The organism is Shinella fusca (assembly GCF_014203155.1).
In the GTDB taxonomy this organism is placed as follows: domain Bacteria; phylum Pseudomonadota; class Alphaproteobacteria; order Rhizobiales; family Rhizobiaceae; genus Shinella; species Shinella fusca.
This window is the reverse complement of sequence record NZ_JACHIK010000005.1, coordinates 79,450-102,421: the sequence shown is the minus strand read 5'-3', so window position 1 is coordinate 102,421 and position 22,972 is coordinate 79,450. Positions and strand designations below refer to the sequence as shown.

Sequence of the window (22,972 nt, the reverse complement as noted above, 5' to 3'; positions counted from 1 at the left end):
AACCCACGCTCGAAAGGACGAGACAATGGCCAAGAACACCATCTGCGTTTGGTACGACAAGGATGCCGAGGCGGCCGCCCGCTTCTATGCCGAGACCTTCCCCGACAGTTCCGTCGACGCCGTCATCCGCGCGCCGGGGGATTATCCGTCCGGCAAGGAGGGGAACGTCCTCGTCGTCGAATTCACCGTCGCGGGCATTCCGTGCGTCGGCCTCAACGGCGGCACGACCTTCCGGCAGACGGAGGCCTTCTCCTTCCAGATATCGACGGAAGACCAGGCGGAAACCGACCGCTACTGGAACGCGATCGTCGGAAACGGCGGGCAGGAGAGCGAATGCGGCTGGTGCAAGGACCGCTGGGGCGTCTCCTGGCAGATCACGCCGCGCGTGCTGCTGGAGGCGCTCAAGGTCGGCGGCGCGGAAGCGAAGCGCGCCTTCGATGCCATGATGACGATGAAGAAGATCGACGTCGCGGCGATCGAGGCGGCGCGCCGAGGATAAGCTTTGCCGAAAAGACGGAGCGGCGTCCGGCCCGGCCGGACGTCCACGGCGCTAGATGTTCGCCGATACCACCTCGGCGATGCGCTCGAGGTCCGGATCGGCCGAGGGGCCGACGACCACGTAGGAGGCCTTGCCCTTCTGCCAGGTGACGAGGCCGATGTCGTTGCGCATGCTTTCGGCAAGCGGCGTCGTGCCTTCCACCGGTTCGCTTTGCAGGAAACAGATGGCGAAGATCTCGTTTTCCGCATCGCGGTAGAGGAGCTGCGCGGTCGGCTTGCCGCCGGCCACCAGCAGGCGCGCGCCCTCGAAGGTCAGCTTCTGGGCGGACAGATCGGGCAGGGCGAACGGCACGCCGGTGCTGGCCGAGAGCCAGTCCACGATATGCCCGCTCTCGCTCGCCGGCACTTCCACCAGATGGCGCGCCTGGCGCGAATAGATGCGATGGTATTCCGCCACGTCGTCGAGCCAGGTGCGCGCCGGGGCGAACTGGTTGGAGGCGGCCTGGAAGGAGGTCTGCTTCTGCTCGGAGATGAGATAGCCGGCGGCCCCGCCCGCAAGGAAGATCACCAGCGAGGCGGAAAGCGCCTGCGGCCAGAAGGCGCTGCGGCGGTTTGCGGGAATCTCTGCTGCGGGAACGGCGGCGAAGCCGAGCTTCGACGGGTCGTCCTCGTTCCGGCCGGCTTCCTTGATGTTGCGCACGAGATCGAGCGGGATCGGGTCCTGCAGCATCCTGTCGAAGGCGCGCGCGCCGAACTCGCTGCCGAGCTTGAGCTTCTCGTAGACCACGCGCGCCTCGTCGTCGCCGGCGAGGATGGCGTTGATTTCTTCCACTTCCGCTTCGGGCAATTGGCCGTCGAGATAGGCCGACAACCGTACTTCGAGCGGGAGACCCTGTGTGCTTTCCACGTCAGGCCCTCCTTTCTGTCTGTTCGGAGATCATGGTCGCAAGCCGGATGCGCGCGGCCGAAAGCCGGCTCATCACGGTGCCGATCGGTATGCCGAGGATATCGGCGGCCTCGCGGTAGCTGTGGCCTTCCACGTTCACCAGGAGAAAGACGCTGGAAAGGCCTTCCGGCATGGTCATGATCAACTTGTGCAACTGTTTGGCATAGACCGCCTTGTCGGCCGATGCCTCGATGTGCAGGTTATCCTGCTCGGCGACATCTACGGTTCCGGACCCTGTGCGGACCTTTCGCTTGCGGATCTCGTCCACCCAGAGATTGCGCGTCATGGCATAAACCCAGCTTTCCAGCCGGCCTTCCCCGTTCCACAGATGGCTCCGCGTGATGGCGCGCTCGCATGCCTCCTGCACGAGATCGTCCGCGTCGCTGCCGTTGCGCGTCAGCGTCATGGCGAAACGGCGCAACTTCGGCAGCAGATTGACCAATTCTCGCCGGAACTCATTCGCTTCTGCCGTCGGACGCATTGCTTTTCCAAGGAAACGTTCGGGATCAAAACTCTATTCGCCCCCGGCCGGGCAGCGACCGTCTGATATGAAACATTCTTCCCGTGAACTGCAAGCGTGAACGGCATCGGGGAGCGCAGTTTCCCGCGCTCCCTTTCGATATCGGCGCTGATGCGCTCAATAGGTGGTGCGTTCGCCGCCCAGCGACTGGAGAAGCGCGCGATAGGCCCAGGTGCCTTCGCCGCCGCGGTCGCGGATCTCGACGAGCTGGACGCGGGCGCCCTCGATGTCGCCCTGCTCGATCAGAGCCTGGCCCATATAGGAGCGGGCGAGGATGTAGTTCTCGTCCTTCTGGAGCGCGCGCTTGTAGTAGGTCATGCCCAGCGCCATGTTGCCGAGCTTGCGGGTGTTGTAGCCCATGTAGTTGAGGATGCGCGGGTCCTCCTGGTCGTAGGCGGCGCGCAGCGCCTTCAGGGCGTTCTCGTACTGGCCGGCATAGGCGAATTCGCGGGCGGCCGCATAGAGCTTGTCGTCGATCAGCCGCTCGGTCTTCTTTTCCTCTTCGGGCTTCGTGCCCTCGGCCGGCTTCAGGTCTTCCGGCGCGACGCATTCCTTCTTCTCGTCGCTCCAGATCTTGCCGTCGGTGCAGGTCGTCGTGGTTTCCGTCGCGACCGGCGGGGTGGTCGTGTCGGAATCGGCGGCGCGCGCGGCCGGCAGCGCCGTCAGCGACATGGCGGTGCAGAATGAAAGCAGCATGGTGTGGCGAAGCATGGTCATGGGTTTCCTCCTGGTCGGGCCGGAAAGTATGACGATTGGAGCGGGCGTTTTATTCCCCGGTCCGGCTAGAAATGCGTCGTCTCGGCGAGCGACAGGCCGAGCCCGTCGGCCGTCAGGGCGTAGCGCTCGCGCGTGACGCTCCAGCTTCCCGGGCCGCCGGAGATCGAAAAGAGGTTGTAGCCGGCCGGCGGCTTGTGGCCGCCCGGTCCCTGCGAGGCCGAGGCGATGCCGACCACCGGCACGGGCTTCGTCTGCCCCGCCAGCCAGTGCACCGTGTCGAGATGGGTATGGCCGTGCAGCACGAGCTCGGCGCCGCCCGTCGAGATCGTCGCGGCGAAGCGGCGGATGCCGATCATGCGCTTGTGGAAGGCGGTCGCGCCGCGGATCGGCGGATGGTGGATGAGGACGACGCGGAAGAGCCCGGCTTCGCCGGCCGCGCGCAGCATGTTGACCGTCTCGCGCGCCTGCCGGCTGCCGAAATAGCCGGAGGCGGAGAAGGGCGGGGTGGCGACGGCCGTCGAACAGCCGACGATGGCGACCGGCCCGCGCACGCGCAGGTACGGGAAGACGTGCATGCCCTCCTGCCATTCCTCCGGCGCCGCATCGCCGCGCATATAGGGATACCAGGCGCGGGTCGCCTTCTCGTAGGCGCCGCGCACATAGGCGTCGTGGTTGCCCGGAACGAGCGAGACGTCCTCCGGCGGGCCTGCCTCGGGCAGCCAGCGCCTGACGGCGGCGATCTCCAGCGAGGAGGCGAGGTTCACGAGGTCGCCGGTGATGGCGAGATGATCGGGCGCCTGCCGCCCGATATCGTCCAGCACCACGTCGAGCGTGTTGGTGAAGAGGTGCCGGCGGCGGTTTCGGTGCCAGTTGACGAAGCCGGTGATGCGCTTGGAAAACAGCTCCAGGAAGGTGAGGGCAGGCAGCGGCCCGAGATGGACGTCCGAGATATGGGCAAGTCTGAACATACCCCTCCTTAGAGCATAAGGGGCTTCAGGGAAACGCGAGGCGTGGATATTCCCGGGCTTTGGCCGCGCGCGGGCTTGATTTGGCGGGAAGGTTCCGGCGAAGTGCCGGCATGGAGCAGGACCCGCCTTCGGAACTCCCGACCCGCAGCCCGCTCGCGCGGCTCGTGACGCGCGTGCTGCACGTCTATTTCGCGCTGTCGCGGGGCATGACGATGGGCGTGCGCGCGGCCTGCTTCGACGAGGCCGGCCGCGTCTTCCTCGTGCGCCACAGCTACGTGCCCGGCTGGTATCTGCCGGGCGGCGGCATCGAGCGCGGCGAGACGGCGCTGGAAGCGCTCGCCAAGGAGATGCGGGAGGAGGGGAACCTCGTCCTCGGCGCGCCGCCGCGCCTCGTGCATGCCTATTTCAACAGCCGGATCAGCAGGCGCGACCATGTGCTCTTCTATCGCTGCGACGGCGTCACGCAGACGGCGCCGCGCCTGAAGGACCGCGAGATCGTCGAGGCCGGCTTCTTCGCGCTCGATGCGCTACCGGCCGACGCGACCGTCGCCACCCGCCGGCGGCTCGACGAGCTTGCCGGGCGGGTGCCGTTCACGGATTTCTGGTAGGTCAGGCCGCTTTCAGCCGTTCCCGGCCGTGCGGGGAGGCAAGGTCGATCTCCGGGCCGACCGGCACCACGCCCGTCGGGTTGATCGTGGCGTGGCTGCGGTAATAGTGCTCCTTGATGTGGCGCATGTTCACCGTCTCGGCGACGCCCGGCACCTGGTAGAGGTCGCGCAGGTAGCCGTAGAGGTTCGGATAATCGGCGATGCGGCGGATGTTGCACTTGAAATGGCCGACATAGACCGGATCGAAGCGCACCAGCGTCGTGAAGAGCCGCCAGTCGGCCTCGGTGATGCGCTCGCCGGTGAGGTAACGCCGGCGCGACAGCCGTTCCTCCAGGCTGTCCAGCATGGCGAAGAGCTTCGTCACGTTCTCCTCGTAGGCTTCCTGGGTCGTCGCGAAGCCCGCCTTGTAGACGCCGTTGTTGACCGCGTCGTAGATCGTCCCGTTCAGGGCGTCGATCTCGGCGCGCAGGTCTTCCGGGTAGAAATCCTCGTGCGAGCCGGTGATGCCGTCGAAGGCCGAGTTGAACATGCGGATGATCTCGGCCGATTCGTTGTTGACCAGCCGGTTCTCCTTCTTGTCCCACAGGACCGGCACGGTGACGCGGCCCGAATAGTGCGGATCGGCCCTGAGGTAGACTTCGTAGAGCGTGGAGGCGCCGAACAGCGGATCGAGCGTGCCGCCGTTCTCGCCCTTGAATTCCCAGCCCTTCGACAGCATCAGCGGGTCGACGACGGAGACGGTGATGAGGTCCTCCAGCTTCTTCAGCTTGCGCAAGATCAGCGTGCGGTGCGCCCAGGGGCAGGCGAGCGAGACATAGAGGTGGTAGCGGCCGGCCTCGGCGGCAAAGCCGCCTTCGCCGCTCGGGCCCGGCGCGCCGTCCGGGGTGATCCAATTGCGGAACTGCGAGGCCGATCGCTGGAAATGGCCCTTCGTCGCCTTCGTATCGTACCAGACGTCGTGCCAGACGCCGTCAACGAGCATGCCCATGGTCTTCTCCTTTGCCGTCAGCGCGGCCTGAACTTGCGTCCATAGATAGCGCACGGGGGCGGGCTGGATAGGCGCTTTTTGGTGAACGGTGCGTTTTGCTCTTTGACAGAAGGAAAAATTCTGCTATCCGCGCTGGTCAGGACCGGCACTTGCGCCGCCAGGGAAGACGACTTCATGTTCTACACGGGAACCCCACGACGACGCTGATGCTTCAGGCTGCGCCCCCTTCGGCGGCGGCGCGATAACCCGCATCCACAGCTTCGTATCCGGTTCCCCGATCCATGAACATGCTCAAGCACGATATCGTCTACCTGACGGAAGATACCTCCCACGACGCCGCCATCGAACTCATCAACGAGGAAGCCTTCGGCCCCGGCCGGCATGTGCGCGCCGCCGCCCGCATCCGCGAGCAGGGCCCGCACGACCTGTCGCTTTCCTTCGTCTGCACGGACGACGGCGAGACCATTGCCTCCGTGCGCATGACGCCGGTGATGGCGGGCGGCGTGAAGGCCCATCTCCTCGGCCCGCTCGCTGTCCGGCCCTCGCACAAGAACCGGGGCATCGGCCGCGAGCTCCTGCGCATCGCCTGCGCCGCCGCGAAACGCAAGGGCTCGGAGGCCGTCGTGCTGGTCGGCGACCCGCCCTATTACGGCCCGCTCGGCTTCGAGAAGGTCGCCTGGAACGCGCTCGCCTTTCCGGGACCTGTCGATCCGGCGCGGGTGCTCGTCATGCCCTTTGCGGAAGATACGCATGAGCGGCTGAAGGGCGTGATCGCCTGGCGGGACGATGCGGCGGACGGGCAATAGTTCCCTTTTTGAGATGTGGCTTTGCCCCTCACCCTAACCCTCTCCCCGCAAGCGGGGAGAGGGGACGTGCCCCACGAACGGTCGTTGCTTGAGGAAAACGGTTCGGCGTCCCCTTCGCCCCGCTTGCGGGGAGAAGGTGGCGGCAGCCGGATGAGGGGCAGCTTGAAAGACCTTCACTCCTTCAATTCCATGAACCGTATCCGGTTCTGGAACGGGTCGGTCACCGTCACCTCCAGTCGTGAGCCTTCGTCCTCCAGCCCCGGCTTCATGTAGCGGTAGTCCTTGCCGATCAGTTCCTTCTGGAAGGCGCGGATGCCCTTCATGTAGACGACCATGTTGCCGCCGGGCGTGGCGTCGCCCGCGTGCTCGGAAAGGTGCAGGCGCAGGCCCGCGCGGGAGACCTGCGTGTAGAGCGGGAAATTCTCGCCGTAGCGGTGCTCCCAATCGACGGAAAAGCCGAGGAAGCCGAGGTAGAATTCCTGCGCCTTTGCCACGTCGAAGATGCGCACGATGGGCACCGCCTGCTCGAAGGCGATACCGGTTTCCGGCGGTTTCGTTTCTATTTTCGAGGACAGGACGTTCCAGGTCTCCATGCCGAACTGGCGGGCGACGATCTCCAGGGCTTCGCTGTGGGGGATGTCGAGATTGCGGGCGGCGAGCGCCTCCCGCATGGCCTTGGCCATAAGCTTGGCATCGCGAAAATCGCGCATGTCCGTTCCTTCCGTTGCGGCGAAGCCTTCGTCAGTGCCCGCATTGCCGACGCCTTCGCCCACGATGAACGGGGGGATAAGGTTTTGGGGGAGGCGTTCGCCATGCCTGGAAAGGCGCGGGTCTGCCGGCCGCCTCCGGCCGTGCGGCAAGACTAGCCGAAACGGGAAATCGCGGTCAACGCCCTTCGCGGTACCACATGGCAGAGAAGGCGAGGAGCAGGAGGCCGATGCCGCCGAAGCCGGCGAAGAGCGGTAGAGAATCGATGCCCTTCAGCACCGTCTCGTCCGTCATGCGCAGCGACAGGCGGTTCTCGTCGGCGGTGCGCACCGCGCCCGAGACGGGCAGCAGCGGCGGCAGGGTGAGCGCCTTGCCGTTCTCGCCGATGAGCCGGCGCACCGTGCCGCGCGTCGCCTCGGCGAGCGGCTTCAGGGTCTCGGTCGTCGAGATCGTCGCCTTGAATTCCGGCGCATCCACCGCCCCGACATGGACAAGGGCGCTGAGGTCGCCGTTGGTGACCTCGTAGAGGCCGGTTTCGCTCGTCGGCACCTCGGCGCGGTAGAGGCCGGGTTCGGCCTCCTTGAGCGCGACGGACTGCGTCTTGCCGGAGGGCAGCTTGAGCGTGGCTTCGCCCGGCGCATCGCCGATCGTCTGGCGGTCGATCCGGAGCGTGCGGCCGAAGGCGCGGGCCGTCAGCGCCTCCTCCTCCAGCGCCGGCTCCTGCATCAGCCAGTGGGCCGTGCGCCGGTAGAGCGAGACATGCGGGCCGCCGCCCTCGAAGCCGCGCGCCCAGAGCCAGCCCTGGTCGGAGAGCAGCATGGCGACGCGCCCCTTGCCGGCGCGGTTGAGCACCAGCAGCGGCTTGCCGTCGTTGGCCTCCATCACGACATTGCCCTGCGGCGGGTCGACGTCGACGGTGCGGAACCAGCGGCCCCAGTGCGGCGGCTCGTCGCCTGCCCCTTCGAGGCCGCGGGTGACGGGATGCTTGCGGCCCTGCTCGGACAGGCGCGGATAGAAGGGCGCGACGTTCATCGTGCCGGTCGGGCTTGCCGGCAGCACGGCCGAGAGCGGCGTTCCGGCGATGGAGTCGGCGCCCGCATGCTCCGGCCCTGCGGCGATCAGCAGCGCGCCGCCGTTTTCCACGTACTGCGCGATGTTGTCGTAGTAGAGGATCGGCAGCACGCCGCGGTGCTGGTAGCGGTCGAAGATGATGAGGTCGAATTCGTTGATCTTGTCGACGAAGAGCTCGCGCGTCGGGAAGGCGATGAGCGAGAGCTCGTTGATCGGCGTGCCGTCCTGCTTTTCCGGCGGACGCAGGATGGTGAAGTGGACGAGGTCGATGGCCGTGTCCGACTTCAGGAGGTTGCGCCAGGCCCGCTCGCCGGCATGCGGCTCGCCGGAGACGAGCAGCACGCGCAGGTTCTCGCGGATGCCCTCGATGACGTGGACGGCGCGGTTGTTCGCCGTGGTGATCTCGCCCTCGAGCGGCGCGACCTCGAATTCAAGGATGTTGTTGCCGCCGCGCGGCACGGTGAAGTCGAGCGGCATGTCGGTGCCGGGCTCGACGGTCTCCGTCGCGATCTCGTTGCCGTTGAGGCGCACCGTCACGCGGGCCGTCTCGCCGGGGCCGGCGCCGTCGTCGACCACGCGGAATTTCAGCTCCTGCGGTTCGCCGACGATGCCGAAGCGCGGCGCGCTGACGACCTCGATGCGCCGGTCGAACTCGTCCGGCCGGCCGGTGATGAGCGCATGGACGGGCGCGTCGAAGCTGGAGAAGGCGGAGGGCGCGGGAATGTCGTGCACCTGGCCGTCGGTGATGAAGATCGCCCCGCCGACGCGCGAGCGCGGCACGTCGGCGATGGCGGAATTGAGGGCGTCGAAGAGGCGCGTCGACGGCGTGTCGGAGGTGCCGTCGTCGCCGGCTTCCACGATGCGCGGCTCGATGCGCGGATAGTGGGAGAAGCGCTCCTTCAGGCCTTCCAGCGCGGCATCCGTCTCGGCCGTGCGCTCCCCGCTCTCCTGGCTCTGGCTGCGGTCGACGATGACCGGCACGACCGTGGAAAGCGCCTCGCGGTCCTCCTGCATGACGACGGGATTGGCGAGCGCCAGCACGAGGAGGCCAAGCGCGAGGGTGCGGATGACGGCGCCGCGCAGGCCCCGCCACAGGCCGATGCCGGCCAGCACGAGGGCCGCAAGGCCGATGGCGGCGATGGCGATCCAGGGCAGGAAGGGGGCGAACTGGAGCGTCATTCTACTGCCCCAGCCGTTCGAGGAGGGCGGGAACGTGCACCTGGTCCGCCTTGTAGTTGCCGGTGAGCATGTACATCATGATGTTGACGCCGGCGCGGAAGGCGTGCTCGCGCTGCGTCTCGTCCGCCGGCACGGTCGGCAGCAGCGGCGCGCCGCTGGCGTCGATCGCCCAGGCGCCGGCAAAGTCGTTGCCGGTGATCATGATGGGCGAGACGCCGTCGCCCGCGCGCGCCGGCCGGGAAGGGTCCTCCTTGCGGTCCAGCTGCGCCTCCACCCAGAGCGGGCTTCCGGCATAGCGGCCGGGGAAATCGGCAAGCAGGTAGAAGGCCTTGGTCAGCACATGGTCCGCCGGCACGGGCTCCAGCGGCGGAATGTCGAGATTGGCGAGGATCGCCTGCAGGCGCTCGGTGTTCGGGCTGGTGGAGCTGCCGTCGAGCGTTGCGTACTGGTCGCGCGTGTCGAAGAGCACGGTGCCGCCGCTCCTCATATAGGCGTCGATGCGGCTGATCGCGGCGCTGGAAGGCATTGCGGCCGTGGCGCTCACCGGCCAGTAGATGATCGGGTAGAAGGCGAGCTCGTCGCTCGCGATATCGACGCCGACCGGCTCGCCGGGCTCCAGCGTCGTGCGGTAGGTGAGGAATTCCGTGAGGCCCGCAAGGCCGCGTTCGGAAATGCGGTCCACATCGGTCTCGCCGGTGACGACATAGGCAAGATGCGTCGTGTCGAGCCGCGACAGGATGTCCTCGTCGCCGGGTTTTGCGTCGTCCGCGCGGCTCTGGCCGGGAACGGCGAGGAGCGCGCCCGCCGCAAGCACCATCAGCAGGACGGCGGCGCTGCGCTTCGGCAGGCGGCGGGAAAGGGCGAAGGCCCCGCCCATGAAGAGCACCACGGCGCAATCGACGAGCAGCAGCAGGGCGGCGAGGGTGAGGAGGTGCGGTTTTGCCGACCATGTCTCCTTGCCGGCCAGCGGCTCGCGGGCAAGCGAAGCGGCCTCGGCGACCGGCAGCGGGCGGATCGTGTAGCCGGCGGGCAAGAGGTTGTGGGCGACGTAGCCGTCCTCCGTGCCGTAGAGGCCGGGCGGGTTGTCGTAGGTCGCGATCTTGCCGCTGCCGGCGGCGGCAAGGGGCTTGGCCTCGCCCGTGGCGGCGGCGAGCGTGCCGCTGGCCGTCATCAGGCGGTAGGGCGGCAGGCCCTGGGCGTCGCCGGCCTTGGCCGAGGCGCCGCCGCCGCGCGAAAGCTGCACGGTGCGGCGAAGCATTTCCACGAAATCGCCGGAGAGCGGCAGGTTGGACCAGCCCGTCTCCGCGCTGACATGGAAGAGCACGATGCGGCCGGCGCCGAGCGGGCCGGTCGTCACCAGCGGCGTGCCGTCGGCAAGACTCGCCCAGGTGCGCCCGGCAAGGTCCGGCGTCGGCTCGGCCAGCACCTGGCGCTTGACGAGGATATCCTCCGGCGCGCGCATGCCGAAGAAGGGACTGTTTGCCGGATAGGCGGAGAGCGGCTGCGGCTCGGACCAGGAGAGCGCGCCGCCGAGCGCGCGTTCGCCCTTGCGCAGGAGGACGGGCACCAGCGGGTCGTCGGCGGGGGCGGCGGCAAGGCGCGGCCCGGCGAAGCGCACCAGCATGCCGCCCGCCTCGATCCAGCGCTCCACCTTGTCCTGCGCCTCCTCCGGCAGGCGGCCGATATCGGCCATGATCAGCACGGACGGGTTCTGGTCGAGGAGTTCGGGAATGGCGACGGACAGGTCGGCGACGCTCGGCTCGATGAGGTCGGCATAGGGGGCGAGCGCGCGGTTGATGTAGTGGAGCGGGGAGAGCAGCGGCTGGCTCGCATCCACCACGTCGCCGGAGAGGAAGGCGACCCGGCGGCGGCGGAAGCCGTCGTCGAGGAGATAGGTGCCGCCGGCATTGGCAAGACCGTCGACGGTGATGCGGGCGAAGTCGTTGCGCAGCTCGAAGGGGGCCGTGATCGTGCCGGTCGCCGCCCGCTCGCCTGCGGCGAAGGTGGCGGTGCCGGTGGCGATGGGCCGGCCGCGCATATCGTGCGCCGTGAGGTTCAGGCTTCGCGGCGCGCCGCCGTCGAGGCGGGTGAGCGTGAGGGAGAGCGCGTCCGCGCCGTTCGCCGCTGCGGTGACGGCGAGCGCGGGCGCGCCGTCGCCGGCGATCAGGCGGAAGTCTACGGGGGAAAGCCCTTGCAGGGCCGCGACCGTGTCGTCCTTCTCGCCGCCGGCCACGCCGTCGGTGATGAAGGCGAGCGTGCCCGGCGCGGTGCCGGCAAGCGCGGTGGCAAGCGAAGCGACGGCGCCGGCCCGGTCGGCCGGCAGCGGACGCGGCTCGGCGGCGGCAAGGCGGGTGCGGGCGGTCGCCGCGTCCACCGGCACGGCGTCGTGCTGGCGCTCGGCGGTCAGCACCAGCGAGATCGGCAGGTCGCGGCTTTCCGCGTCGTCGATCAGCATGCCGGCGGTCTCGACGCGCCGCGGCCAGTCGCTCGCCGCCGCCCAGCTGTTGTCGAGGACGAGGACGAGCGGGCCATTGCCGGAAAGCGTGTTGGTGCGCGGGTTGAAGACCGGGTTTGCGATGGCGAGGATGACGGCGGCGGCCATCAGCATGCGCAGCAGCGTCAGCCACCAGGGGCTCTGCGCGGGCGTTTCCTCGCGCTTGAGGATGGAGGCGAGGACGGCGAAGGGCGGGAAGACCTCCGCGAGCGGGCGCGGCGGCGTCAGCCGCAGCAGCCACCAGATGACCGGCAGGAGGACGAGCGCGACGAGCGCGGCGGGAAAGGCGAAGGCGAACGCGCTCATGGCCTTGCGCCTTCCGCCTTCAGGGCCGGCATGCCGGCGAGATAGGCATGCACGGCGACCAGCGCCTCGGAGGCGAGCCGGTCGGTGCGGTGGGCGATGAAGCTCCAGCCGAGATGGCGCAGCGACCCGGCAAGGGTCTTTCGGCGCGCGGCATAGGCGCGGGCATAGTCGTCCTTCAGCGTCTCGGCGCGGCCGGCCGTCAGCTTCTCGCCGGTCTCCGGGTCGGTGAACTCGGTGCGCCCGGCATAGGGAAAGAGCTCTTCGGCCGGATCGGCGACCTCGATGACATGGCCGGTGAGGCCGCGGCGGGCGAGCGGGCCGAGGCGGTCCATCACCTTCTCGACGGGATCGAGGAAATCGCCGATCAAAACGATGTCGCTGTTGCCGCGGATCATGCCCGTATCCGGCAGGCCGTCGGTGGAGGGGCTGTGCATCAGGGCGGCGGCCAGCCGTTCGGCGGCGTTGCGCGCGGCGATCGGCTCCATGATGCCGGGGCAGCCGATGCGCTCGCCCGAGCGGGCGAGGATCTCGGCGAGCGCCAGCATGAGGACGAGCGCGCGGCTCTCCTTCGAAACGCCGGCGAAGGTGGACTTGTACATCATCGAGGGCGAAAGGTCGGCCCAGACCCAGACGGTATGGGCGGCCTCCCATTCGCGGTCGCGCACATAGGTGTGGTCGTCGCGGGCCGAGCGCCGCCAGTCGATGCGCGACAGGCTCTCGCCGTCGACATAGGGGCGGAACTGCCAGAAATTCTCGCCGATGCCGCGCTTGCGCCGGCCGTGCCAGCCGGCGATCACCGTGTTGGCGAGGCGGCGGGCCTCCACCATGCAGTCGGGGATGAGGGCGGCGCGCGCCTGCGCCCGCGAGAGCACCTCACGGGTCGGGGTGGGCGCGACGATCTCTCCGACGGATGCCATGGCTTTTCCGATCAGCCGCCCGCCTGCCGCACAAGGCCGGCAATGACGTCGCGCACGGACATGCCTTCGGCGCGCGCGCCGAAGGTCAGCGCCATGCGGTGCTGCAGCACGGGTTCGGCAAGCGCCAGCACGTCGTCGACGGAGGGCGCGAGCCGCCCGTCATAGAGCGCGCGGGCCCTTGCGCAGAGCATCATCGCCTGGCCGGCGCGCGGGCCGGGGCCCCAGGCGACGTGCCTGTCGGTCGCGGCATCGCCGTTGCCGGGGCGGGCGGAGCGAACCAGCGCGAGGATCGCGTCGAGCACCTTCTCGCTCACCGGCATCTGGCGGATGAGGGTCTGGATTTCCAGGAGGCGGGCGGCGGAAAGCACGGGTTCGGCCTCCGCGTCACTGACGCCCGTCGTTTCCAGCAGGATCTGCCGCTCGGCGGCAAGGTCCGGGTAGCCGACGTCGACCTGCAGCAGGAAGCGGTCGAGCTGGGCTTCGGGCAGCGGATAGGTGCCTTCCTGCTCCAGCGGGTTCTGCGTCGCCAGCACATGGAAGGGCCTCGGCAGGTCGTTCGGCCGGCCGGCGACCGTGACGTGGTATTCCTGCATGGCCTGGAGGAGGGCGGACTGGGTGCGCGGCGAGGCGCGGTTGATCTCGTCGGCCATCAGCAATTGCGTGAAGATCGGGCCGGGCACGAAGCGGAAGGAGCGCTTGCCGTTCTCGTCCTGGTCCATCACCTCCGAGCCGAGGATATCGGAAGGCATCAGGTCGGGCGTGAACTGGATGCGGCTTGCGGAAAGGCCGAGCACCGTGCCGAGCGTCGCCACCAGCTTGGTCTTGGCAAGGCCCGGCACGCCGACGAGCAGGGCATGGCCGCCGGAGAGCACGGCGAGCAGCGTCTGCTCCACCACGCTTTCCTGGCCGAAGATGACCTTGGCGACTTCCTGGCGCACGCGCGCGATGTCGGAGAGCGCCCGTTCGGCGGCGGCGATGACCGCCTTCTCGTCCAGGCTCGCCTCGGGGGAATTCTGAACGCCCATGTGCTCTCCAATGCGACTCTGCATCTTCGCGAATCGCGGCCTTGCCGCATTCGCTCCTATCATCGAAACCTTATTGGCTCACCCGTGGCTGACAAGCGGCCGCGAAATGACTATCTCGGAAGAAAGCGTGTATCCACCCTTTCTTCTCGCGGAGATAGGATTGAACCGGGACGGAACAATGGCAAAGGGCGAAATTCGCGAAAGCACGGACGCTGCGGGACTGGCCGCGCTCATCGCGCGCGCCGGCGCCGAGACGGGCGGGCGCGGCCTGCCGCCGGTCGAGCGCTGGAACCCGCCGTTCTGCGGCGATATCGACATGGAGATCCGCGCCGACGGCACCTGGTTCTACCTCGGGACGCCGATCGGCCGGGCGCCGCTGGTGCGACTCTTTTCCACGGTGCTGCGCAAGGACGAGGACGGCCGGACCTATCTCGTGACGCCCGTCGAGAAGGTCGGCATCCGCGTCGCCGACGCACCCTTTATTGCCGTCGAGATGAATGCAGGCGGAAAGGGCGAGGCGCAGGCGCTCACCTTCCGCACCAATGTCGGCGACGTGGTCGAGGCGGGGCCGGAGCATCCGCTGCGCTTCGTCATTTCCGGCGAGAACAGCGAGCTGAAGCCCTATCTCCTCGTGCGCGGCCGGCTGGAGGCGCTCGTCTCGCGGGCGGTGATGTACGAGCTGGTGGCGCTGGGCGAGACAATCGCGGTCGACGGGGTCGAGATGTTCGCCGTGCGCTCCGGCGGCATGGTCTTCCCGGTCATGCCGGCGGCCGAGCTGGATGCGCTTTCCCGATGAGCCTCGCCCCCTACAGCGCCGCCGAATTCCGCCGCCGGGCGATGGCGCAGATGCCGACCGTCGGCGAGGAGAGCTGGCGCGAGCATGGCGACAGCCTGCTCAACCCCGCCGCCATTGCCCATCTCGAAGGCATGCACCTGCGCGATGCGGCCGTGCTGGTTCCCGTCGTCGACGACGGCGAGGATGCGCGCGTGATCTTCACCCAGCGCACGGCGGCGCTGCGCAAGCATTCCGGCCAGGTCGCCTTTCCGGGCGGAGCGGTCGATGCGGAGGATGCGGACGCGGAGGAGGCCGCGCTGCGCGAGGCGGAGGAGGAGATCGGCCTTGCGCGGCATTTCGTCGAGCCGGTCGCCCGTCTGCCGCACTACAAGGCGCTCTCAGGCTTCTCCATCACGCCGGTGCTGGCGGTGGTGCGGCCGGGCTTCGATCTTTCGCCCAATCCGGCCGAGGTGGAGCGGGTCTTCGACGTGCCGCTCTCCTTCCTGATGGACCCGCGCAACCATGCGCAGGGCAGCGGCGTCTGGCTCGGCAGCGAGCGGCATTATTATCGCATGCCCTATGAGGGGCATAATATCTGGGGCATCACCGCCGGCATCGTGCGGGTGATCTATGAAAGGCTTTATGCATGACCTCTGTTTCGGGCGAGGCGTGGTTCACCGATCCGGCGCTCGTTTCCGTCCTGGCGCTGCTGAACGATGAAGGCGGGGAGGCGCGCGTTGCGGGCGGGGCCGTGCGCAACAGCCTGATGGGCCTGCCGGTCGCCGATGTCGATATCGCGACGACGCTCCGGCCCGAGGCGGTGGTGGAGCGCGCGAAGGCCGCCGGCATCAAGGCCGTGCCGACCGGCATCGCGCACGGCACGGTGACGCTGGTGCTGGAGGGCAAGCCTTTCGAGGTGACGACGCTCCGGCGGGACGTTTCGACGGACGGGCGCCACGCCGAGGTTGCCTTCGGCACGGACTGGCAGGCGGATGCCGAGCGGCGCGACCTCACCATCAATGCGCTCTATGCGGGCAAGGACGGCACGGTCGTCGACCTCGTGAACGGCCTGCCGGATATCGAGAGCCGCACGGTGCGCTTCATCGGCGATGCGAGCGCGCGCATCGCGGAGGACCACCTGCGCATCCTGCGCTTCTTCCGCTTCTTCGCGCTCTACGGCAGCGGCCGGCCGGACGCGGAAGGGCTGAAAGCCTGCGCGCGGGCGAAGGAGACGCTTTCGAAACTCTCGGCCGAGCGCGTCTGGTCCGAGACGAAGAAGCTGCTCGCCGCGCCCGATCCGGGCCGGGCGCTGCTGTGGATGCGGCAGGCGGGCGTCCTCACCGCCGTCTTGCCGGAGACGGAGAAATGGGGCATCGACGCCATTCCCGGCCTTATCGAGGCGGAGAAGGCCTTCGGCTGGACGCCGGACCCCTTGCTGCGCCTAGCCGCCATCGTGCCGCCGGACCGCGAGCGGCTGGGGCTGCTTTCCGAGCGGCTACGGCTTTCGAAAGCGGAAGCGGCGGTGCTCGACCATTGGGCGTCCGCTCCGCAGATCGCGCCGAAGCTCGCCGAAACGGCCTTCGACCGGCTGCTTTACCGCCACGGGCCGCAAGGCCTTTCCTTTCGCCTGAAGCTGGCGCTTGCATCGGCGCGCACGCGCGGCCTTGCCGACCCGGACGCGCTCGCCTTCGCCGGCCTTTGCCAGCGCCTGCTCGCCCGCGCCGGGAAATGGCAGAAGCCGGCTTTTCCGCTGAATGGCGCGGACGTGCTGGCCGCGGGCGTTCCGGCCGGGCCGAAGGTCGGGGCGGTGCTGGGGAGGATCGAGGAGGAATGGGTGACGGGGAATTTCCGCGACGAGCGGGCGAGGCTGCTGGTGCGGCTGGAGGAAGTGGTGAAGGGGGAAAGACCCCTCCCTAATCCCTCCCCACAAGGGGGAGGGACTTAATCCTCGGCACTCTCGACGTTCAAGATTTGAAGGAAAAGCAGGCTGCAAGCCTTTCTCCCCCCTTGTGGGGGAGATGCCGGCAGGCAGAGAGGGTCTTACCGCTCTGCTCCGTCAGGCCGCGTCCGCCGCCTTCTCGTCGACGATGCGTTCCTTGATGTGGTCGACCATGCTTTCGCGGATGGTGGTTTCGCCGTGGGCGGTGCGCATGTGCTCGACCGCGCGGCGGACGACTTCGGCGTCGTCATTGGCCCGCGTATGCCATTCGCATCCGGGGACGAGTGAACCGCATTCAAAAAGTCTCATGACCTATCTCCTGTCGTTTCAAGGCAACAAGTGTAACAGAAGCGGCCGGATCGGCCAAATTCCGCCAACTCGAACGGGAAACGGCGCGGGAAGTTCCCTGCCTTCTCAGGCCGCGTCCTCGTCCTTCGCCCAGGCGTCGAAGCAGGCGGAGGAGCTGAGGTCCTCGGGCTTTGCCCGCCTGTCTGCAAGGTGGTGGAGGGTGCCGGTCCGCCGCCAGCGGGCCTCCTCGATGAAATAGGCATGGGGAAGGTCTTCGCCGCGCGGAGCGGCAGGGTGCGGCTCTGGAGCCGTGCGTGCTGCATCATGATCCATGACTGCCTCCTTGGTGGAATCACGCTTCAAGCATGGTACCACAAAGGCCCGGCAAGCCGTAATCACAAGGCCGCTAGCGGGATGGCGTTCGTCAAGGCCAGCGCACGACGGGCGGCATGGACGAGAGGATGGACTCGACATTGCCGCCGGTCTTCAGGCCGAAGATCGTGCCGCGGTCGTAGAGCAGGTTGAACTCCACGTAGCGGCCGCGGCGGATGAGCTGCTCGTCGCGGTCCTCCTCCGTCCAGCCCTTGTTGAAGTTGGACCGCACGATCTTGGGGTAGACCATGGCGAAGGCGCGGCCGACATCCTGCGTGAAGGCGAAGTCCGCCTCCCAGCCGCCCGCCTCCTCCGGCGAATGCTGCCAGTCGTAGAAGATGCCGCCGGTGCCGCGCGGCTCGCTGCGGTGCTTCAGGAAGAAATACTCGTCGCACCAGGCCTTGAACCGGCCGTGATCGGCGACGGGATGGCGGTTGCAGGCGATCTCCATCGCCTTGTGGAAGAGCACCGTGTCGGGATCGCTCATCACCCGGCGGCGGTCGAGCACCGGCGTCAGGTCCGCCCCGCCGCCGAACCAGTGGCTGGTGGTGACGACCATGCGCGTGTTCATGTGCACGGCCGGCACGTTGGGATTCACCGGATGGGCGATCAGCGAGATGCCGGAGGCCCAGAAGCGCGGGTCTTCGCTTGCGCCCGGGATCTGGCCGCGGAATTCCGGCGAGAACTCGCCGAAGACGGTGGAGGTGTGCACGCCCACCTTCTCGAAGACGCGGCCTTCCATCATCGACATGCGCCCGCCGCCGCCTTCGCCGCTTTCGCGCAGCCAGTCCTTCGCCACGAAGCGGCCCGCCGGCAGGTCGGAAAGCGGGCCTTCCAGGTCGTCCTCGATCGCCTCGAAGGCCGCACAGATCGCATCGCGCAACTGCTCGAACCAGGCGCGGGCCGCGGCCTTCTTCTCTTCGATATCCTCGGGCAGGCCTTTCGGCAGGTCAGGGCGTTCCATGGTGCTTCCCGCTCGGTTCTTCCCGTCGGCGGCTCCCGCGCCGCCGAATCACATTTTGGCCACAGTTCCCAACTTTGCGCCGTTTGGCAACCGCGCCGGGCCGGCAATGCCGGATGGCGGGACTCGCAAAACGCCCGGAGGCGGCCTATGTTCAACCTGTCGAATAGGCTGCCAGGAGGAAACCTGCATGGCGCGTGTTCCCGGTCCGCCCCCGATGGAGGGGCTTCGGCGCCAGATCGAGCGCCGCCGGCGCGAGACGAACGCCGGGCAGGGCCATTTCGTGCGCGAGACCTTCTGCCTTGAGCGGGCGGAGGCGCGCCGGAAGGCGCGCGAATGGTTCGACCTCTGGCCGAAAGCCGCCTACTGGACCGAGGTGGAAAGCTGGCGGACGCTCGACGGCGACCGCATCGAATTCACCATGCGCCGCCTGCCGAGCGCCGATTGAACGCTTCGAAACATGGCTGCGAAGGCCTGCCGGCGACACGCTCGATTGACGACGGGCCGTCGCATCCTTATCTTGCGCGCATCGTCATCAATAGAAAGGCGCCGTTGCGGTTCTCAAGCACGGCTCATAGCCCTTGTTCGAACTCGCGATTGCCGTCTTCCTGATCCTCTTGAACGGGGTCTTCGCCCTTTCCGAGCTTTCCATCGTCTCCTCGCGCAAGCCGCGGCTGAAAACCATGGCGGCCCAGGGCTCGCGCGGCGCCGCCGCCGCGCTCAAGCTGGCGGAGGACCCCGGCAAGTTCCTCTCCACCGTGCAGATCGGCATCACGCTCATCGGCATCCTCGCCGGCGCCTTCTCGGGCGCAGCGCTCGGCGGGCGCCTGCGTGACATCCTGCATGCGCAGGGCGTGCCGGAATGGCTGGTCGATCCGCTCGGCTACGGTATCGTCATCTCCTTCATCACCTATCTTTCGGTCGTCGTCGGCGAGCTTGTGCCCAAGCAGATCGCGCTGAAGAACCCCGAGCGCTTCGCCACGCTCGTCGCGCCGACCATGTCGCTCCTGTCGAAGGTGGGCGCGCCGGCCGTCTGGGTGCTCGACGCCTCGACGCGACTGATCTTCCGCCTCACCGGCCAGCACGAGGTCGCCGAGAGCGTCGTCACCGACGAGGAGATCAAGACCATCGTCGCCGAGGCCGAGGCGGCGGGCGTCATCGAGGGCGGCGAGAAGCTGATGATCGCGGGCGTCATGCGCTTTTCCGACCGCGAGGCGCGCGGCCTCATGACGCCGCGCAACGACGTCGACTGGATCGACCTCGACGATACGCCGGAGGAAATCCGCCAGCAGATCATCGAGACGCCGCATTCGCGCCTGCCGGTCGCCGACGGCGGGCCGGAAACCATCGTCGGCATCGTGCAGAAGCGCGAGCTGCTCTCGGCCATGCTGACGGGCCAGCCGCTCGACGTGCGCGCCTTCGTCCGCCAGGCGCCCATCGTGCCCGACACGATGGATGCGATGCGCGTGCTGGAGACGCTGCGCAATTCCGAAGTGCCGATCCTGCTCATCCACGACGAATACGGCCACTTCGAAGGCGTCATCACGCCGGCCGACGTGCTGGAGGCGATTGCCGGCGTCTTCCGCGCCGATATCGACGAGGGCGACGACGACTATGCCGTGCAGCGCGAGGACGGCTCGTGGCTGATCGCCGGCTCCATGCCCATCGACGAGATGGCCGACCGGCTCGGCCTGCAGTTGCCCGCCCGCCGCAGCTACCAGACGGCCGCCGGCCTCGTCATCGAATCGCTGCAGAAGCTGCCGAAGACCGGCGAGATCACCGAGACCCAGGGCTGGCGCTTCGAGGTCGTCGACATGGACGGCCGGCGCGTCGACAAGCTGCTCGCCACCCGCCTCAGCTAGCGCCGGGCTCCAGCAGACGCGCGCCGGGGCCTTCCGCCCCCAGCGCGTCCAGCGGGTTGCGCAGCGGACATTCCTGCATGGAAAGGCAGCCGCAGCCGATGCAGCCGTCGAGCTGGTCGCGCAGCTTCGTCAGGCGGGCGATGCGCTCGTCGAGCTGGTGGCGCCAGGTCGCCGACAGCTTCTTCCAGTCCTTCGCCGTCAGCGGCCGGTCGTGCGGCAGCACGGACAGCGCCTCGGCGATCTCGCCGAGCGGAATGCCGGTGCGCTGGGCGACCTTGATCACCGCCACGCGCCGCAGGATGCTGCGCGGATAGCGCCGCTGGTTGCCGCGGTTGCGGCTGCTTTCGATCAGCCCCTTGGTCTCGTAGAAATGCAGCGTGGAGACGGCGACGCCGCTGCGCTCGGCCACTTCGCCGACGGTGAGCTGCCGGGGGGCTCCGTCCCTTGCAGTTTTTTGTGTCATCGCTGTTGACCTCAATATTGGTTGAGGTTTTATACGGGCTGCTCCCTGCTTTTCCAATGGAGCATTTTCCGCATGACAGAAAGACTGACCATCGCCCTCATCTATGGCAGCGGCCGCGAGGGGCGCTTTGCCGATACGATCGCGGGCTGGCTGGAGCCGGAGCTTGCCGGCTTCCATCAATACAACATCGTGCGCATCGACCCGGCCGAGCTTTCCTTCACGCCCGGCGGCCTCGACGAGGCCTCGGCGGAACTGGTCGAGAGCCGTATCTCGCAGGCCGATGCCTTCCTCATCGTGACGCCGGAATACAACCATGCCTATCCGGCGGCGCTGAAGGCGATCATCGATAGCTGCTTCCGGCCCTGGCATGCCAAGCCCGTCGCCTTCGTCTCCTACGGCGGGGTTTCCGGCGGGCTTCGCGCCGTGGAACAGCTCCGGCTGGTCTTTGCCGAGTTGCATGCCGTGGCGATCCGCGAGACAGTGAGCCTTGCCCATGCCTGGACGCAGTTCGACCCCGCCGGCAACCCGTTCCGGCCCGGCCACCTGAACGGCCAGCTTGCCGTGCTGATGAAGCGGCTGACCTGGTGGGCGGACGCGCTGAAGACGGCGCGGATCGCAACCCGATACGACGAGGCGGCGGCATGAAGCCGGAACACTTTGCGGCAGCGGAAGTGGCGCGTTCCCCGGAAGAGTTCCGGCGCAACGCGACGCTGCTCTTCATCAGCACGCTCACCATCATGTCCGGCGCGACGATCTCCGCGTCGCTGCCGGGCATTGCGGCGCGCTTTGCCGATGTGGAGAACGTGGCGCTGCTGAGCCGCCTCGTGCTGACGCTGCCGGCCGTCTTCATCGCGCTCTTCTCGCCGGCCGCGGGCTTCCTCGTCGATCGCTTCGGCCGCAAGCCGCTGATGCTCTTCTCGCTGGCGCTCTTCGCCGTCGCCGGGGCGTCCGGCCTCGTCCTCGATACGCTGCCGGGGCTGCTCGTCGGCCGCGCGGTGCTGGGCATTGCCGTCGGCGGCCTGATGACGGCGACGACGGCGCTCGTCGGCGATTTCTTCCAGGGGGCGGCGCGCGACCGCTACATGGGCCTGCAGCAGGCCTTCGTCGGCGTCGGCGGCACGATCTTCCTGACGGGCGGCGGGTTCCTGGCGGAGGTGCACTGGCGCGGGCCGTTCCTCATCTACACCGTCGCGCTCCTCACCCTGCCGGCCGCGCTCGCCTTCCTGCCGGAGCCGCATCGCGCGCGCCCGGCCGGTCCGGCAACGGCCGGGGAAGGGGACCGGCTCGGCGGGCGGGCGATGGCGCTGCTCGGCCTTCTCTTTCTCGCCGCCGCCATCAACATGATCGCCTTCTACATGATCCCGACGCAGCTTCCCTTCTATCTGAGGGCGCTCGGCTTCGGTGCGCCGAGCCTTGCCGGCGTGGCGATCGGGGCGGGCCAGATCGTCGGCGTGGTGAGCGCACTCGCCTTCGCGCCGCTGCGCCGCCGGCTCGGGCTGGTCGGGCTCTTCGGCCTCGGTTTCACCTCGGCGGGGATTTCCTATCTCCTCTTATGGCACGCCGAAAGCTATGCGGCGGTCCTCCTCGCCATGACGGTTTCCGGCATCTGCATGGGCACGATCATGCCGACCTTCGCAGCAAGCGCCATGCTGCTCGCCCCGCCGGCCCTGCGCGGGCGCATTTCCGGCCTTCTCGTCTCGGGTATCTTCGCCGGCCAGTTCCTCTCGCCGATCGTCTCGCAGCCGCTGGTCGGCAGCCTCGGCTTCGGCGGGGCCTTCGCCGTTGCCGGGGCGGTCACGCTCGCCATCGGCCTTGCGGCCTTCGCCGCGTGCCTCCTGCGGTCCGGCCATGGCTAGGTCAGGCAAAGCCCGTCTGGCGCAGCGCCTCGCCACAGATCATGGCGGCCGACAGCGCGACGTTGATGGAGCGCTGCCCCTCGACCATGGGGATGAGCACGCGGCCGTCCGCCGTCTCGTGCACGCGGTCCGGCACGCCGGCGCTCTCGCGGCCGAAGAGCAGAATGTCGTCCGGAAGGTAAGCGAAGTCCGTGTAGAGCCCGGCCGCCTTGGTGGAGGCGAGGACGAGGCGGCGGCCGCCTTCCGCCCGCCATTCCTCGAACCGGTCCCAGCTCACATGCCGCGTCAGCGTCACGGCGGCGAGGTAGTCCATGCCGGCCCGCTTCAGGCTGCGGTCGGAAATGTCGAAGCCCGCCGGCTCTATGATATCGACCGAAAGGCCGAGGCAGGCGGCAAGGCGCAGGATCGTGCCGGTATTGCCGGCGATATCGGGCTGGTAGAGGGCGATGCGCAGGGCGGACATGGCCTTCCGCCTAGCGTGCCTGTGGCGCCGTGGCAACAGAATTGGGCGCAGATGCGCATTTGCGACGAAGCCACTGGCAAATTGCGCCGTTTCGGGCTAACCAAGGGGCATCTTCAACGCGAGAACAGGGAGGATCAAGATGAATATCACGCATCGGCGCCGCCTCCCGGCCGGCATCACGCCTCTTCTCGCGTAGGCACATCGCCGCCCAAATCCCCTTCGCAGACCCATTGTTTCAATTC

25 protein-coding genes are annotated in these 22,972 nt (G+C 68.1%); 10 read left to right on the top strand and 15 right to left on the bottom strand.

What is annotated here, in order from left to right; all coding sequences use genetic code 11:
* The first annotated feature begins 25 nt into the window (after positions 1-25).
* Positions 26-499 (top strand): VOC family protein, encoded by a 474-nt coding sequence (locus HNQ66_RS09615; RefSeq protein ID WP_184143525.1) that lies wholly within the window; start codon positions 26-28, stop codon positions 497-499.
* A 51-nt stretch (positions 500-550) separates the two neighbouring features.
* Here the strand turns inward: HNQ66_RS09615 and HNQ66_RS09610 are convergent, their stop codons facing one another.
* The 4 genes from HNQ66_RS09610 to HNQ66_RS09595 form a co-directional block, all read right to left on the bottom strand.
* Complete coding sequence (locus tag HNQ66_RS09610; protein WP_184143523.1) at positions 551-1,405, bottom strand: anti-sigma factor; 855 nt, start codon at positions 1,403-1,405, stop codon at positions 551-553.
* 1 nt (position 1,406) lies between these two features.
* Positions 1,407-1,925 carry an RNA polymerase sigma factor gene (locus HNQ66_RS09605; RefSeq protein WP_184143521.1) on the bottom strand — a complete coding sequence of 173 codons (519 nt, stop codon included), beginning with the start codon at positions 1,923-1,925 and terminating at the stop codon, positions 1,407-1,409.
* 156 nt (positions 1,926-2,081) lie between these two features.
* Positions 2,082-2,681, bottom strand: a complete 600-nt coding sequence (locus HNQ66_RS09600; RefSeq protein WP_184143519.1) for a tetratricopeptide repeat protein — start codon at positions 2,679-2,681, stop codon at positions 2,082-2,084.
* A 65-nt stretch (positions 2,682-2,746) separates the two neighbouring features.
* Positions 2,747-3,649 (bottom strand): metallophosphoesterase family protein, encoded by a 903-nt coding sequence (locus HNQ66_RS09595; RefSeq protein WP_184143517.1) that lies wholly within the window; start codon positions 3,647-3,649, stop codon positions 2,747-2,749.
* Positions 3,650-3,759: 110 nt separating this feature from the next.
* Here HNQ66_RS09595 and HNQ66_RS09590 point away from each other — a divergent pair, with 110 nt between their 5' ends.
* The gene (locus HNQ66_RS09590; protein ID WP_184143515.1) at positions 3,760-4,257 is read left to right on the top strand and encodes an NUDIX domain-containing protein; all 498 of its coding nucleotides are present in this window, start codon (positions 3,760-3,762) and stop codon (positions 4,255-4,257) included.
* Position 4,258: 1 nt separating this feature from the next.
* Here the strand turns inward: HNQ66_RS09590 and HNQ66_RS09585 are convergent, their stop codons facing one another.
* Positions 4,259-5,245 (bottom strand): glutathione S-transferase family protein, encoded by a 987-nt coding sequence (locus HNQ66_RS09585; RefSeq protein ID WP_184143513.1) that lies wholly within the window; start codon positions 5,243-5,245, stop codon positions 4,259-4,261.
* Positions 5,246-5,526: 281 nt separating this feature from the next.
* Here HNQ66_RS09585 and HNQ66_RS09580 point away from each other — a divergent pair, with 281 nt between their 5' ends.
* The gene (locus HNQ66_RS09580; protein ID WP_246434259.1) at positions 5,527-6,051 is read left to right on the top strand and encodes a GNAT family N-acetyltransferase; all 525 of its coding nucleotides are present in this window, start codon (positions 5,527-5,529) and stop codon (positions 6,049-6,051) included.
* 173 nt (positions 6,052-6,224) lie between these two features.
* Here HNQ66_RS09580 and HNQ66_RS09575 read toward each other — a convergent pair whose 3' ends face one another.
* The 5 genes from HNQ66_RS09575 to HNQ66_RS09555 form a co-directional block, all read right to left on the bottom strand.
* Positions 6,225-6,761 (bottom strand): glyoxalase superfamily protein, encoded by a 537-nt coding sequence (locus HNQ66_RS09575; protein WP_184143511.1) that lies wholly within the window; start codon positions 6,759-6,761, stop codon positions 6,225-6,227.
* A gap of 175 nt (positions 6,762-6,936) precedes the next feature.
* On the bottom strand, positions 6,937-9,009 hold the full coding sequence (locus HNQ66_RS09570; protein ID WP_184143509.1) for a hypothetical protein: 2,073 nt from the start codon (positions 9,007-9,009) through the stop codon (positions 6,937-6,939).
* Position 9,010: 1 nt separating this feature from the next.
* Positions 9,011-11,809 (bottom strand): DUF4159 domain-containing protein, encoded by a 2,799-nt coding sequence (locus tag HNQ66_RS09565; RefSeq protein WP_184143507.1) that lies wholly within the window; start codon positions 11,807-11,809, stop codon positions 9,011-9,013.
* Positions 11,806-12,726 carry a DUF58 domain-containing protein gene (locus tag HNQ66_RS09560; protein ID WP_184143505.1) on the bottom strand — a complete coding sequence of 307 codons (921 nt, stop codon included), beginning with the start codon at positions 12,724-12,726 and terminating at the stop codon, positions 11,806-11,808. The genes HNQ66_RS09565 and HNQ66_RS09560 overlap by 4 nt, the downstream gene beginning before the upstream one ends.
* 11 nt (positions 12,727-12,737) lie before the next feature.
* Positions 12,738-13,751 (bottom strand): AAA family ATPase, encoded by a 1,014-nt coding sequence (locus HNQ66_RS09555; RefSeq protein ID WP_184143503.1) that lies wholly within the window; start codon positions 13,749-13,751, stop codon positions 12,738-12,740.
* Positions 13,752-13,929: 178 nt separating this feature from the next.
* On the opposite strand from HNQ66_RS09555, the gene HNQ66_RS09550 reads away from it, so the two are divergent.
* From HNQ66_RS09550 to HNQ66_RS09540, 3 genes are read left to right on the top strand one after another with little or no spacing between them, the layout of a single operon-like run.
* Positions 13,930-14,547 carry a DUF1285 domain-containing protein gene (locus tag HNQ66_RS09550; protein WP_184143501.1) on the top strand — a complete coding sequence of 206 codons (618 nt, stop codon included), beginning with the start codon at positions 13,930-13,932 and terminating at the stop codon, positions 14,545-14,547.
* Positions 14,544-15,176: a CoA pyrophosphatase gene (locus HNQ66_RS09545; RefSeq protein WP_184143499.1), complete on the top strand. Its 633-nt coding sequence runs from the start codon at positions 14,544-14,546 to the stop codon at positions 15,174-15,176. Before HNQ66_RS09550 ends, HNQ66_RS09545 begins: the two co-directional genes overlap by 4 nt.
* Positions 15,173-16,471, top strand: a complete 1,299-nt coding sequence (locus HNQ66_RS09540) for a CCA tRNA nucleotidyltransferase (RefSeq protein WP_184143497.1) — start codon at positions 15,173-15,175, stop codon at positions 16,469-16,471. The genes HNQ66_RS09545 and HNQ66_RS09540 overlap by 4 nt, the downstream gene beginning before the upstream one ends.
* A 111-nt stretch (positions 16,472-16,582) precedes the next feature.
* On the opposite strand, the gene HNQ66_RS09535 is transcribed toward HNQ66_RS09540, so the two are convergent.
* The 3 genes from HNQ66_RS09535 to hemF form a co-directional block, all read right to left on the bottom strand.
* Entirely contained in the window at positions 16,583-16,774 is a 192-nt protein-coding gene (locus HNQ66_RS09535) for a DUF1059 domain-containing protein (RefSeq protein WP_184143495.1), read from the bottom strand.
* 105 nt (positions 16,775-16,879) lie between these two features.
* Positions 16,880-17,086: a hypothetical protein gene (locus tag HNQ66_RS09530; protein ID WP_184143493.1), complete on the bottom strand. Its 207-nt coding sequence runs from the start codon at positions 17,084-17,086 to the stop codon at positions 16,880-16,882.
* A gap of 91 nt (positions 17,087-17,177) precedes the next feature.
* Positions 17,178-18,089 (bottom strand): oxygen-dependent coproporphyrinogen oxidase, encoded by a 912-nt coding sequence (hemF, locus tag HNQ66_RS09525; protein ID WP_184143491.1) that lies wholly within the window; start codon positions 18,087-18,089, stop codon positions 17,178-17,180.
* Between the two features lie 187 nt (positions 18,090-18,276).
* Between hemF and HNQ66_RS09520 the strand changes: the two genes are divergently transcribed.
* Together HNQ66_RS09520 and HNQ66_RS09515 are read left to right on the top strand one after the other, a co-directional pair.
* A complete protein-coding gene (locus HNQ66_RS09520) occupies positions 18,277-18,534 on the top strand; it encodes a hypothetical protein (RefSeq protein WP_184143489.1) in 258 nt (85 codons plus the stop codon).
* A gap of 133 nt (positions 18,535-18,667) precedes the next feature.
* On the top strand, positions 18,668-19,948 hold the full coding sequence (locus HNQ66_RS09515; RefSeq protein WP_184143487.1) for a hemolysin family protein: 1,281 nt from the start codon (positions 18,668-18,670) through the stop codon (positions 19,946-19,948).
* Here HNQ66_RS09515 and soxR read toward each other — a convergent pair.
* Positions 19,941-20,411, bottom strand: a complete 471-nt coding sequence (gene soxR, locus HNQ66_RS09510) for a redox-sensitive transcriptional activator SoxR (protein WP_184143485.1) — start codon at positions 20,409-20,411, stop codon at positions 19,941-19,943. The two genes, HNQ66_RS09515 and soxR, sit on opposite strands and share 8 nt — an antisense overlap.
* A 72-nt stretch (positions 20,412-20,483) precedes the next feature.
* Here soxR and HNQ66_RS09505 point away from each other — a divergent pair, with 72 nt between their 5' ends.
* Together HNQ66_RS09505 and HNQ66_RS09500 are read left to right on the top strand one after the other, a co-directional pair.
* Positions 20,484-21,056 carry an NADPH-dependent FMN reductase gene (locus HNQ66_RS09505; protein WP_184143483.1) on the top strand — a complete coding sequence of 191 codons (573 nt, stop codon included), beginning with the start codon at positions 20,484-20,486 and terminating at the stop codon, positions 21,054-21,056.
* Positions 21,053-22,267, top strand: coding sequence for an MFS transporter (locus HNQ66_RS09500; protein ID WP_184143481.1), 1,215 nt, complete (start codon positions 21,053-21,055; stop codon positions 22,265-22,267). The genes HNQ66_RS09505 and HNQ66_RS09500 overlap by 4 nt, the downstream gene beginning before the upstream one ends.
* 1 nt (position 22,268) lies before the next feature.
* Here the strand turns inward: HNQ66_RS09500 and HNQ66_RS09495 are convergent, their stop codons facing one another.
* Positions 22,269-22,730, bottom strand: coding sequence for a tRNA (cytidine(34)-2'-O)-methyltransferase (locus HNQ66_RS09495; RefSeq protein WP_184143479.1), 462 nt, complete (start codon positions 22,728-22,730; stop codon positions 22,269-22,271).
* Between the last annotated feature and the right edge of the window lie 242 nt (positions 22,731-22,972).